This is a genomic window from Campylobacter sp. RM9333, from assembly GCF_020137705.1.
Lineage (GTDB): Bacteria > Campylobacterota > Campylobacteria > Campylobacterales > Campylobacteraceae > Campylobacter_E.
In genome coordinates this window covers 73,213-85,782 of record NZ_JACGAY010000003.1, presented here as the reverse complement: position 1 = coordinate 85,782, position 12,570 = coordinate 73,213, and the positions used below count along the sequence as shown (strand labels likewise).

At 31.8% G+C, this 12,570-nt stretch carries 10 protein-coding genes and 4 tRNA genes; 5 read left to right on the top strand and 9 right to left on the bottom strand.

Going from position 1 to position 12,570, the window contains the following annotated elements; all coding sequences use genetic code 11:
* Positions 1 to 11: 11 nt before the first annotated feature.
* From AVBRAN9333_RS02300 to AVBRAN9333_RS02280, 5 genes are all read left to right on the top strand, one after another.
* Positions 12 to 2,864 (top strand): formate dehydrogenase subunit alpha, encoded by a 2,853-nt coding sequence (locus AVBRAN9333_RS02300; protein ID WP_336609360.1) that lies wholly within the window; start codon positions 12 to 14, stop codon positions 2,862 to 2,864.
* A 2-nt stretch (positions 2,865 to 2,866) separates the two neighbouring features.
* Entirely contained in the window at positions 2,867 to 3,442 is a 576-nt protein-coding gene (gene fdh3B / locus AVBRAN9333_RS02295; RefSeq protein WP_214116984.1) for a formate dehydrogenase FDH3 subunit beta, read from the top strand.
* A gap of 15 nt (positions 3,443 to 3,457) precedes the next feature.
* On the top strand, positions 3,458 to 4,360 hold the full coding sequence (locus tag AVBRAN9333_RS02290; RefSeq protein WP_336609359.1) for an SPFH domain-containing protein: 903 nt from the start codon (positions 3,458 to 3,460) through the stop codon (positions 4,358 to 4,360).
* The gene (locus tag AVBRAN9333_RS02285) at positions 4,357 to 4,749 is read left to right on the top strand and encodes an NfeD family protein (protein WP_214120579.1); all 393 of its coding nucleotides are present in this window, start codon (positions 4,357 to 4,359) and stop codon (positions 4,747 to 4,749) included. The genes AVBRAN9333_RS02290 and AVBRAN9333_RS02285 overlap by 4 nt, the downstream gene beginning before the upstream one ends.
* A 647-nt stretch (positions 4,750 to 5,396) precedes the next feature.
* Positions 5,397 to 8,765: an autotransporter outer membrane beta-barrel domain-containing protein gene (locus AVBRAN9333_RS02280; protein ID WP_336609358.1), complete on the top strand. Its 3,369-nt coding sequence runs from the start codon at positions 5,397 to 5,399 to the stop codon at positions 8,763 to 8,765.
* A 22-nt stretch (positions 8,766 to 8,787) separates the two neighbouring features.
* Here the strand turns inward: AVBRAN9333_RS02280 and AVBRAN9333_RS02275 are convergent, their stop codons facing one another.
* The 9 genes from AVBRAN9333_RS02275 to AVBRAN9333_RS02235 form a co-directional block, all read right to left on the bottom strand.
* Positions 8,788 to 9,225 carry a PH domain-containing protein gene (locus tag AVBRAN9333_RS02275; protein WP_214120264.1) on the bottom strand — a complete coding sequence of 146 codons (438 nt, stop codon included), beginning with the start codon at positions 9,223 to 9,225 and terminating at the stop codon, positions 8,788 to 8,790.
* 300 nt (positions 9,226 to 9,525) lie between these two features.
* Positions 9,526 to 9,602: transfer RNA gene (locus AVBRAN9333_RS02270), tRNA-Asp, on the bottom strand.
* A 16-nt stretch (positions 9,603 to 9,618) separates the two neighbouring features.
* Positions 9,619 to 9,694, bottom strand: a tRNA-Val gene (locus tag AVBRAN9333_RS02265).
* Between the two features lies 1 nt (position 9,695).
* A tRNA-Glu gene (locus AVBRAN9333_RS02260) sits at positions 9,696 to 9,771 on the bottom strand.
* A 21-nt stretch (positions 9,772 to 9,792) separates the two neighbouring features.
* Positions 9,793 to 9,868 (bottom strand) — tRNA-Lys (locus AVBRAN9333_RS02255).
* 234 nt (positions 9,869 to 10,102) lie between these two features.
* Positions 10,103 to 11,089, bottom strand: coding sequence for a beta-ketoacyl-ACP synthase III (locus AVBRAN9333_RS02250; protein WP_336609357.1), 987 nt, complete (start codon positions 11,087 to 11,089; stop codon positions 10,103 to 10,105).
* Entirely contained in the window at positions 11,067 to 12,056 is a 990-nt protein-coding gene (plsX, locus tag AVBRAN9333_RS02245) for a phosphate acyltransferase PlsX (protein ID WP_214150181.1), read from the bottom strand. The genes AVBRAN9333_RS02250 and plsX overlap by 23 nt, the downstream gene beginning before the upstream one ends.
* Positions 12,057 to 12,061: 5 nt before the next feature.
* Positions 12,062 to 12,208, bottom strand: a complete 147-nt coding sequence (gene rpmF, locus AVBRAN9333_RS02240; RefSeq protein ID WP_214116941.1) for a 50S ribosomal protein L32 — start codon at positions 12,206 to 12,208, stop codon at positions 12,062 to 12,064.
* 10 nt (positions 12,209 to 12,218) lie between these two features.
* Positions 12,219 to 12,569 (bottom strand): hypothetical protein, encoded by a 351-nt coding sequence (locus AVBRAN9333_RS02235; protein WP_336609356.1) that lies wholly within the window; start codon positions 12,567 to 12,569, stop codon positions 12,219 to 12,221.
* Position 12,570: the final 1 nt, after the last annotated feature.

Genomic DNA, 12,570 nt, shown 5'->3' with positions numbered 1-12,570 from the left:
AAAGGATTTAAATGCGTAATTTAGGTAGAAGAAGCTTTTTAAAACTTGCAGCAGTTGCAGGTGCAAGCACTACCGCATTTGGTGCGACAAACGCAACCTTAAAGGCAGATGAAAAAGTTAAAATGCCTTATGAAGGTAGTAAAAGTGTTCGCACAGTTTGCTCTATTTGTAGTGCTGGTTGTGGTATAGAAGCTGAAGTAGTAAATGGTGTTTGGGTTAGACAAAATAACGCAATAGACCATCCAATTTCACTTGGAAGTCATTGCTGTAAGGGAATTGACCAAATTGATTTAACCAAATCAAAATGTCGTGTTAAATACCCATTAAAAAGAGTTAATGGTAAATGGGAAAGAATTAGCTGGGAACAAGCTGTAAATGAAATCGGCGATAAAATGCTAGATATTAGAAAAGAAAGCGGTCCTGATAGCGTAATGTTTTTAGGTTCAGCTAAGTTTAACAATCAACAAGCATATTATTTTAGAAAATTTGCTGCATTTTGGGGAACAAACTCAATAGATCACGTAGCTAGAATTTGACACAGCGCAACAGTAGCCGGTGTGGCTAATACTTGGGGATATGGCGCTATGACAAATCACTTTGGTGATGTTGTAGGTAATACAAAATGTATGATTATGTTTGGTGCAAACTCAGCAGTTGCAAACCCTATTGGATTTAAGCATATTTTACAAGCTAAAGATAGAAATAATGCTCCTTTAATCGTAGTTGATCCTATTTTTACAAGAAGTGCAGCTCATGCTGATATTTATGTAAGAATTCGTCCAGGAACTGACATTGCATTTGTATATGGAATGTTAAATCTTATTTTTGAAAATGGTTGGGAAGACAAAGAAATAATCAAAAATAGGTCTTATGGAGTTGATTTAATTCGTGAAGAAGCTAAAAAATATACTCCTAGCGAAGTTGCTGATATTTGCGGATGTAGTGAAGAAATTCTAATTCAAGTTACAAAATTATTTGCGACTACAAAACCTGCTACACTATTTTGGTCATTAGGTATTACTCAACATTCAGTTGGTAGTTCAAATACTCGTATTTTAGCTATTTTACAATTAGTGTTAGGAAATATTGGAAAACCTGGTGGCGGAACTAATATTATTCGTGGTCACGATAATGTTCAAGGTGCAACAGATATGGGATGTTTAGCAGACACACTTCCTGCTTATTATGGCTTAGCTGAAGGTGCTTGGAAACATTTTTGCAATTTTTGGGGAGTTAGCTATGAAGATATGCAAAAACGCTTCGTAGATGATAGTGCAAATGGTGGCAAAAAATGGATGCACGAAAAAGGATTTAGTTTATCTCGCTGGTGGCAAGGTGTTAAAGGCGTAGTTCCTTATGGCACGGATACAACTCATTCAAATGCTCCTGTTAGAGTTCTTTGGGTTCAAGGAACTGGAATTACTTCTATGGCTCACACTGTTAAAATTCAAGAAGCACTTAAAAAACTTGATTTAATAGTAGTTGCTGAACCATTTGTAAATGAAGTTGCAGTTTTAGCAGATCGCCCTGATGGAATTTATATACTTCCTGCTTCAACTCAATTTGAAACAGAAGGATATGTAACAGCTACAAATCGTTCTATGCAATGGAGAAGCCAAGTAGTAAAACCAATTTATGAAAGTAAAGAAGACCAAGAGATTATGTTTATGTTTGCTAAGAAATTTGGCTTTTATACAGAATATACTCGTGGTATGAAACTTGAACTTCAAAATCATAAATTAGTTCAGGTAATTCCTGATGATGTTGATGCGAAATGGCCTGATGATGCTACAAGAGAAATGAGTAATGGTTTATTATCAATTGGTCTTCGTGGTATTAGTGCAGAGCGTTTAAGAAAACATCAAGCAAATTGGGCTAATTTTGACCCTGATACTTTAATGGGTATTGGTGGAGATGTAAAAGGCGAATATTATGGCTTACCTTGGCCTGTATGGGATGCAAAACACCCTGGAACTGCTATTTTATGGAACCCAAATGTTCCTTATGAAAAAGGTGGAATGGGCTTTAGAAATAGATTTGGACTTGAGCATAATGGAGTTAGTCAGTTAGCTGATAATTCATTCACTCCTGTTGGTTCTAAGGTTAAAGGTGGTTATCCTGAAATTAAAAAAGATAATATTGAGCAAGTATTTGGTATTACATTAAGTGATGAAGAAAAAGAATTAATGGGTAGTTCTTGGAGCACAGATATTTCAGGAATTATATTAGAAAAATGCCGTGAAAAAAGTGCTTGTTGCTTAGGAAATGCAAGAGCTAGAACTATAGTTTGGGAATTTAGCGACCAAATTCCAAAACATAGAGAGCCAGTGCATTCACCAAGATGGGATTTGGTGCAAAAATATCCAACATTTGACGACCAAACAACTCCAAATTTCCGTGTTACTACAATGTTTAAGAGTGAGCAACAAAAACAAGACTGGAGTAAGGATTTTCCTATTATCATTAGCTCAATGCGTTTAGTAAATCTAAGTGGTGCTGGTATGCTTGAGAGAACTAGTAAATATTTAGCTGATATTACACCTGAAATGTTTGCTAATGTTCATCCAGAGCTTGCAATGCAACACAATATTGGCGATGGAGAAATGATGTGGATACATAGCCCGCAAGGAACTAAGATTAAAGTAAAATGTATTCACAATAGAAGTGTAACTCCAGATAGAATTTGCTTACCTTACAACTTCGCTGGTGTTTTACAAGGAGTTGATTTAAGTCATAACTATCCAGAAGGCACTAAACCTTATACAATAGGCGAAATGTCAAATACGGTTACAAACTATGGTTTTGATCCAAATACACAAATTAGCGAATTTAACGCTGGACTTTGCAAGATAGAAAGGGCATAAAAATGGCTAGAATGAAGTTTTTTGTTGATAAAAATCGTTGTATTGGTTGTTTTGCTTGTCAAGTTGCGTGTTCAAGCGGACATGAAGTTCCTGTTGGTATTAAAAGAAGAAAAGTAATTACTTTAAATGATGGTATTGAAGGCAAAGAAGTGTCAATGACAATAGCATGCCAGCATTGCACTGACGCACCTTGTGCTCAAGTTTGCCCTGTTAAATGCTTTTATATTCGTGAAGATGGTATCGTATTACACGATAAAAAAGAATGTATTGGTTGTGGTTATTGCTTATATGCTTGTCCATTTGGTGCTCCACAATTTCCAAGAGATGGAGCATTTGGAATTAAAGGCGAAATGGATAAATGTACAATGTGTGCAGGAGGCCCTGAAGAGACAAATAGTGATGAAGAAAGAGAGCTTTACGGACAAAACCGCATAAGCGAAGGAAGAGTGCCTATTTGTGCTGCTGTATGTGCTACAAATGCACTTTTAGTTGGAGATGAGAGCGAAGTTTCTAATGTATATAGAAAGCGTGTTTTAACTAAAAATGCAAATGTTAATTTAAGTAATATGTTTATTTAATTTAAATTAGGAGAGATGATGGAATTTTTAATTTTTGTTGGAGTTTTACTAGCTTTAATAATAGTCATTTTAATAAAGTCTATAATTATAGTATCGCAAAGCGATATTGTAATAGTTGAGCGATTAGGTAAATTTCACAAAGAATTAAGCGGAGGATTTCATTTAATCTTTCCTTTTATTGATATGGTTAAATCAGTAATTACTATTAAAGAGCAACTAATAGATATAGAAAAACAACAAGTTATTACAAAAGATAATGTAAATATTTTAGTTGATGGGATAGTTTTTCTAAAAGTAACAAATGGAAAAATGGCATTTTATAATGTTGAAAATTATAAAAAAGCTATATCAAATTTAGCTATGACAACTCTTAGGGGCGAGATTGGCGGTATGTATCTTGATGATACTTTAAGTAGTCGTGATAGTTTAAATAGTGCTTTACAAATTGCACTTGGAGATGCTGCTGATAACTGGGGTGTAAAAATTATGAGAGTAGAAATTTCTGAAATTTCAGTTCCTAGTGGCATAGAAGAAGCAATGAATTTACAAATGAAAGCTGAAAGAGAAAAAAGAGCTATAGAATTAAACGCTGAAGCACAAAAAGTAGCACTTATAAAAAATGCTGAAGCATTAAAGCAAGAGCAAGTTTTAAACGCTGAAGCAATAGAAAGAATGGCTGATGCTAAAAAATACGAACAAATTGCATTAGCTCAAGGTCAAAAAGAAGCTATGAATAACATAAATGAAGCAATGGCACAAAACATTAATGCAGCTGAGTTTTTATTAGCTAAAGGCAGAGTAGAAGCATTTTTAGCTTTAGCAAAAAGTGAAAATAAAGATAAAATATTAGTTCCTTATGAAAGCACTGAATTAATAGGAGCTTTAAGTGTATTAAAAGAATTTGTAGGCAAAAAATGAGTAGCCTATATTTACTTTGTATAGGAATATTTTTAGGAATTTTAGAATTATTAGTCGGTAGTTTTTATATAATATTTTTTGCTATAGGATTTATTATTGTCGGTGCAATTAATTTAATAAAGCCATTAGATTTAGAATTACAAATAATATTAATTGCTGTTATATCTCTTGTTTTACTTATAATTTTTAAATTTTTTGTTAAAACTAAAAAAGTAGAGAATTATGACGATGATTTTTTAAATACTCAAGGCGAAGGCGTTGTTAAAAATGGTATGATTTATTATAAAGGCTCATTTTGGCAAACAACTGATAATTTAACCTTAAGAGAAGGTGAAATTGTAAAAATTGAAAAAATCCACAACAATAAAGTAAAAATCAAACAAGATTAATTTTTATAACTTTCAATAATATTTTTTAATTTATAAAATACAACTACAAACAATAATATTACATAACTTAAACCATAAATGCCGCATAAATTACATAATAATGCAAATTGAAATTCTATGTTTGATTATTTTTTATAATCAAACATAATTTAAGTTATATTTAATTTATATAAATTATCATCACGACTTGCTTAGGCAAAATTATTTTTTTAAGGAGATGTCATGGCTAGACACATTACGGGGGGGGGGTATTTAAGCTCTCATTAGTTGCGAGTGCATTAATTCTTAGCACTAGCTTAAACGCTTTAGAGTTAAACAAAGCTACTCACGCAGAAGCTGAGAAAGACTACTACAAAATTACAAGTGATATTGCTGAAAATATTACTATTAAAAACTACGGAAAAGCAACTTTTCAAGAAGATATAGGTCTTAAAACAATTACAGGTGATATTGTAAATAATGGAGCATTTTTATTAGACCATGAAGGTGGTGGTGTTCATAAAGAACACATTTTAAAAGGTAGTTTTACAAATAATAAAAGCCTAGTTGATTTTAATCGCGCTTTAATTGACCCAGAATTTACAGAAGAGAAAGTAGGTTTTTTTAAAAAACTTTTAAATACCAATAAAAACTACAAAATCAATGGTTTGATTGATGGAATTCAAATAGATCTTGCAGAAGGTAAAAAAATTACAAACAATAGTGGTTTGCATGTATCAAATATAGAAATTAAATCTGTAGGAACTACAATTGAGAATAATGATTTATTTGTTTTAGATGAAGGTGCTATTGAAAGTAGCAGTGGTGTAGCTATTAGTGGCAATGGAGATGTAATTTTACTTGAAGCTGATGTAAATGGTAGCGTAAGTGCTAAAGATTTATATGTAATGGGAACACCAGTTGGAAATGATAAACCATACATAGCAAGAGAGCCTAGTATCCAACATGGCGAACAAACAAGTGATTTATATGGTGGAGATATAACAAGTTCTAATTTAGCTAAATTTGAAACAGCAGTAATCGGTGGTAAAGTTACAGCAAATACTAAAGCAAGTGCAAATAATTCATTCTATGGCTTTAACACAACTTTTCAAGGTGCTATTGATAATCAGAACGGCAAAGCTAGATTTATCCTTTCGGACATTAAAAAGGGAGTTAAGAGTAAAGGCGATATAGAAATTTATGGAACAAAAATAAATGGTAATGTAGAAACTGATGGAAAATTCATAAGTGGAGCTCATCAAAAAGAATTATTAAATAAGCATTTCGCAAGTCTTTTGAATGGTGAAAAAATAGCAAATATCGAAGATATGAAGAAAATTGATGGCTTAAGCGAAGAATATTTCTTACCACTGATTAAAGCAGCAACTTCAAATTCTCATGATATTGATAGCACTACATTTTATAAAGACGCTTTAAAATATGTAGATAGTGAAGAGATGGAAACTGGCGATTTGATAGCTAATGGTGGTATTGATGCAACTGGTTTTGAAATGAGTGGAGATGGGGTTGTAAAAGTTACTAAAGGCGATATAAATACTATTGTTAGTAGTTTTGAAAATACAGGCGGTGTTTATATTACAGAAGGTAATTTAAATGCTAATAACTCAAGTTTTACAAGTGATGTAAATATTGCTAAGGGCGATTTAAAAGCTTTAGGGAATTTGTTAGAAGAAAAAAGAGATGAAAGTGGCGAAAGAGTAAAAGATAAAAACGGCAATCAAGAGTATAATCCTGCATTTTCTTATATTGACAATGATGATGCAATTAATACAATGTCAAGATTTGCAAATATCAATGTAAATGATGGAAATATAAGCCTAACAAATACTTATGCAGAAAATATTATAGCAAACGATAAAGCTACAAGTTCTAAAACAATTACTCTTAAAAATGCAGTTATAAATAAGCTTACACACGGAACAAACTTAAAAGACGCAGAGTTTAACGTAAATGCTAATAAAGCTTTATTTAGAGAAAGCGTTACAAACTACGGCTCAATCAATGCTGTTAGTTCATCATTTGATAAAGATGTTAAGGCTAAAAATCTAAGCTTAAGTGGTATCGTTGAAGATGTAGAAAGGCTAGATAAAAAAGCGGGAGAGTATCACGGAGAGATTAGCTATGACGCTAATATCGCAGCTTCAAATAATCTAAGCTTAACAGGTATAGAGAGTGCTTATAAATTAGATAAGAGTGCTAATACAACTCTTTTACAAGCAAAAGATATAAATATCAATAGTTCAGCTATCAAAGCTCAAGTTATAGGTAATGCTGATATTAGCGATGATTTAACTACTGGTGTATTGGCAAGTCAAGTTAGTGCTGCGAATTTTTATAAAGACCCTATTTCAAAAGGTTCAAGCATTAATTTAAATAACGCTATTGTATTTGGCGATATGAAAGCTGATAAATTAAATGTGAATAATTCTAAGATTACAGGTAGAATTTTAGCAAATGATTTAAATGCAAGTAATAATACATTTATTATGGGTGGCACAAACAATACATTCTTAGGCACAATGATTGCAAGAAATAGCACAAGTGGTAAGGCAAATGAAATAGGATTACTTGGTTTAAGTGTAAATAATGGCAAAGCTGATGCAAGTAATCTAGCAAATCTTCCACTAGCTTTATTAAAGATTGGAAATGGAAATGCAACAGCAGAAGACTTCGTTACAAAAATCGGAGTTTATGATGGTCTAAGTGTATATTCATTAGATAAGAAAAATATATTAAGCGGGACATTAAAGCAAGGAGATGAGGATTATATTTATTATTCAGTTGTAGCAAATCCTATTAATGCGGCTGCAAGTAGGGCTGATGCTAGTAAGACAAGTGATAATTTTAGTGCTGATAGCAAAAGTGGTGCTGATAAGAGTATCTTAGATAATGCAAGCTCAAGCGTAGGTGCAATCGCTCAAAAAGCAAATGAAGTTGCAAAAGGAACTGCAAGTGATGAGGTAATGGCAAATGCTAATAAAGTTGCAAATGATACAAGCAAGATTGTAGCAAGTGAAACTAGCCTTGATAAAGCAATTGAAGAAGCGCAAACAGATATTAAAAACGCTGCAATTGAAGAAGCTATTAAAGTAGGGTCTAACATTAATGGTAATGAGATTGAACTTACTTTAAAAGGTGCTAATACTAAGGCTTTAACAGATGCAAAAAATATGCTAAATCAGACTTATTATTCTTATGTTAGTGAATGGAACAATCTAAACAAAAGAATGGGCGAACTAAGAAATAATGATGGCAAAAATGCTGGAATTTGGATTAGAAGTTTTGGTGGCGAAGGCAAGATTGATAGTGCTAAAATAAAATACTATGAAGTGCAATTTGGTGCAGATAAGCAAACTAGCACAAATTATGGCGAATTATATTCAGGTGTAATGGCAAATATAGGTCAAAGCACAAGTAATTCAAGTAGTTCTAAGGTGAAAAATCACGGCATTGGTGCTTATGTTAGCTTAGTTGGTAATGATGGCTTATTTATTGACGCTACAGCTAGATACACCAATCATAAATCAACATTTAAAGATAATGTTTGGTTAGGTGATTTAAAAGATAGCGGAAGTGGATTTTTAGGTAGCGTTGAGGCTGGATATAGAATGGGAAGTGATTTTTATCTTGAGCCTAGTGCTGAATTAATCCTTGGCTATGTTCCTATGGCTAGTTTAAAGGGTAATGATAAAGTTACTTTAAAAAGCGAAGGTAAATTTATGGGAGCAGCAAAAGTTGCTTTAAGTGCTGGTGCGAATATTAATGATACTTTTGGTTTAAGAGCTAGTGTTGGCGGGGCATTTGATTTAAATAACACTCCTACTATAACTTTAAGCGATGGCACAACTACAAGAGTTGAAAAAGGCTTTAAAGATAGTCGTGGATTTGCAAGTGTAGGAGCTAATTTTAACTTAGGTAAAAATACTAAGTTTAGCTTAGATGCTGAAAAATCATTTAGTGGAAAATATAATACAAACTACAATATAAACGGAACTTTAAGATATTCGTTTTAAAAAATAGCCCTAGAAATAGGGCTTATTTTGATAATTTATTTTCTATATATTCATCTACACTTTTTTTGAATTTTATTGGTTCACCAATAAAAGGAACAGGTGCAGAAGAACCAGCACCATTTATAAATATTGTGCCAAAATTAAAAATCCTACCAAGAATTCCTTGACCAACTCTGATACTTTCTATTTTTTCTAATCTTAGCTCTATTGTATCTCTTCTAATAAAGCCAAATTTAGCTATAACTTTTCTATTTGTTAAAGCAAGTTCTGTTGTTGTAATGATAACGAACATACGAAGTAAAAGAAAGATGATAAATATAGCAATAAAAGGATGAATAGCAATACTTAAAATTGCTAAAATTAAAATAGCAAATAAATCACCTATAAAAGCAAAAATACTAACTTTGGCTTTTAAAACAACGCTTTCATCTGCACCTAAAACTTGTTCTACATAAGACATAAAAACTCCTTTTAAAAAATTAAAAAAAGTATTATACCCCCCCCCATTTTTAATTCTAGCTTAAATGATAAATATATTTTGCGTTTAAATTTATAAAGAATTTGAATTAATAATTTTAATATTTTTAAAAGTTTTATAATAACTTGAATTTAGGTTTTTATAAGTATATTTTATTGTTGCTTTTAACAATGTATTTTTAAAATATTTGTAGTTATTATTGAGTTAGAAAATATTTATACAAAAATTAATTTGACTTATTAAAAAACTTGGGAAAATTGATTTATCTTAAGCGAAATTAAATGGCGCGGCGGACGGGGCTCGAACCCGCGACCTCCGGCGTGACAGGCCGATATTCTAACCAGCTGAACTACCGCCGCAACCGAATTTAATGAATGGTGGTCGCTATAAGACTCGAACTTATGACATCCACCTTGTAAGGGTGGCGCTCTACCAACTGAGCTAAGCGACCATGGCGACCCTTGAAAGATTTGAACTCTCGTTTCCAAACGGAGAGAATGGCGTCCTGAGCCACTAGACGAAAGGGTCTCAAACCTGGATCAAAAAAAATGGTGTCCTGTGCTGGATTCGAACCAGCGGCCCCCTCATTAAAAGTGAGATGCTCTACCTGCTGAGCTAACAAGACTTAAAATAAAAATAAGTTTGGATTATACATTTTAAAACTTAAATTAAAATTAATATTAAAATAATTTATAATATTTATACTAAATCTCTTGAAAATAAAGAAGATTTGAATAATAAAGTTTATAAAAATATTGCAAAAATTTTAATTAATAAGTTAAATAAATATACTTTCAAGATTTTATAACAAAAATATACTTAATTAAATTTTTTTATAAATAGTAATATGATTTGAAATTTATAAATTCTTATAATCAATCCCATCAAAATAAGCTAAAGCACTACCCCAAGTAAATCCGCCGCCAAATGCATCTAAAAGCATTAATTTGCCATTTGTTAAACGACCTTGTTCGTAAGCTTCATTGATAGCTATTGGAATTGACGCAGCTGAAGTATTACCAAATTTATCAACACATACAACACATTGCTCATCGCTTAAGCCAAGTTTTTCTTGAACATAAGAGATAATTCTAAGATTTGCTTGATGCGGTATAAATAAATCTATATCACTTGTTTTAAGTTTGTTTTTATCTAATAAATACGACACATCATCTGATAATGTTTTAACAGCTACTTTAAATACTTCATTGCCTTTCATTTCAAGTTTAATAGGCTCTAATTGTTTTGTTTGATTTGAACGCTTAGTGCATAATAAATCTTTAAATTCTCCATCGCTTCCTGTATGAATATCTATAATTCCTTTACCTTCACTTGCACTTACAACGCAAGCTCCAGCACCATCTCCAAATAAAACACAAGTAGTTCTATCTGTATAATCAAGAATTGAAGATATTTTTTCAGCTCCTATTATTAATACATTTTTTTTAGCACCACTTTCAACCATAGAACGAGCAAGCTCAAGCATATAAATAAATCCAGAACAAGCAGCACTTATATCAAATGCACTTACACCTTTTAATCCAAGTTTATTTGCTACAACTACCGCAGTTGATGGCATAGTAAAATAATCAGGACTTAATGTAGCTACTATTATTAAATCTATTTCATTAGTTTGAATTTTAGCTCTTTGTATAGCTTTGATAGCTGCTTTATATGCTAAATCGCTAGTGTTTTCAGTTTCACTAGCAATATATCTTTGCCTAATTCCTGTTCTTTTTAATATCCATTCATCACTTGTATCTAAAAAACTTTCAAAATCTTTATTTGTTAGTGTTTTTTCTGGTAAATACGAAGCAATACTTTTAATGCAAGCTTTTAATTTCATCTTCAATCACTTTATTTACATTTGAATTAGCAAATTTTAAAGCTTGAAAAATTGCATTTTTTATAGCTTCTTCATTGCTTTTTCCGTGGCTAATGATAGCACATCCATCAATTCCTAATAATGGAGCTCCACCATATTGGTCGTAGTCTAAATGCTGTTTTAAAGCATTAAATGCACCTTTGCTAAGCATATAACCAAGTTTTGACAATGATGATTTTTTAATCTCATTTTTTAACAACTTAGCAAAAATGCCTACAGCACCTTCTGCAGTTTTTAATAATATATTTCCAGTAAATCCATCGCAAACTACCACATCACATTCTCCAGCAAATATATGTCCGCCTTCAACATTGCCCATAAAATTGCTTAAATGTTCTCTTAATAATTTATGTGTGTCTTTTGTAAGTTTGTTTCCTTTGCAATCTTCTTCTCCGTTTGAAAGTAGTGCAATTTTAGGATTTTTTATATTCATTACTTCTTTTGCATAAGCTTCGCCCATTATTGCAAATTGTAATAAATTTTCTTCTTCGCAATCAACATTAGCACCTACATCTAATACCAAAACCCTGCCGTTAAAAGTAGGCATTAAAGTTGCGATAGCAGGTCTTAAAACACCTTTTACTCTACCTATTCTAAGGGTTGCAAGGCTCATTGTAGCACCACTATGCCCAGCCGAAACAACTGCATTTGCTTCGTGGTTTCTTACTAATTCAACTGCTTTATAAATACTGCTGTCTTTGCGTTTTAAAACATCTGTAGAATTTTCATCCATATCAAAAACATCGGTAGTATGAACAAATTCAACTCTATTTGATAATTCTGATGGAATTTGACTTTTTATTTTTTCTTCATCTCCAACTAGAATAACGCTAAAATTATCTTTTTCTTTTAACGCTTTTATAACTCCACTAATTATTGGGGGGAAAGAAAAATCTCCACCCATAGCATCAACAGCAACTTTTATCATAGGTATTAATATTCGCCAGTTGTTGGATTAATTCTATGAGGTAATTTCCAACTACCATCTTTATCTTTAATTGGTCTTACTAGCTCAATTTTGTAATGAGTGCGTCTTTTTGCTGCTCTTGTTTTACTAACTCTTCTCTTTGGAACTGCCATGTTATTCTCCTTATTTACATTTTTGACAATAAAAATAATCGCTTAAATATAAAGCTAATTCGCTTTTTAATACTTCAATTAAGTCTATTTCACCATCATAAAATTCCATAGTGTCGCTTAATTCGTTTTCTTCATCTTTAAATACACCATCGCTTAAATCTAAATTAATTTTTTCATTAATTTCAATCTCAATTTCAGCAGCACAACTATCACAATAATGAATTACATTGCCTACTAAAACTGCGTCTAGCGTAACTATTTTATTATCTTTTTTCTTTAAAAAGCCTTCTAATATTAAATTATCAAAATCTAATTTAAAAGGGTATTTTACCGAATTAATTTTACTAAAAGCAATTTTCATT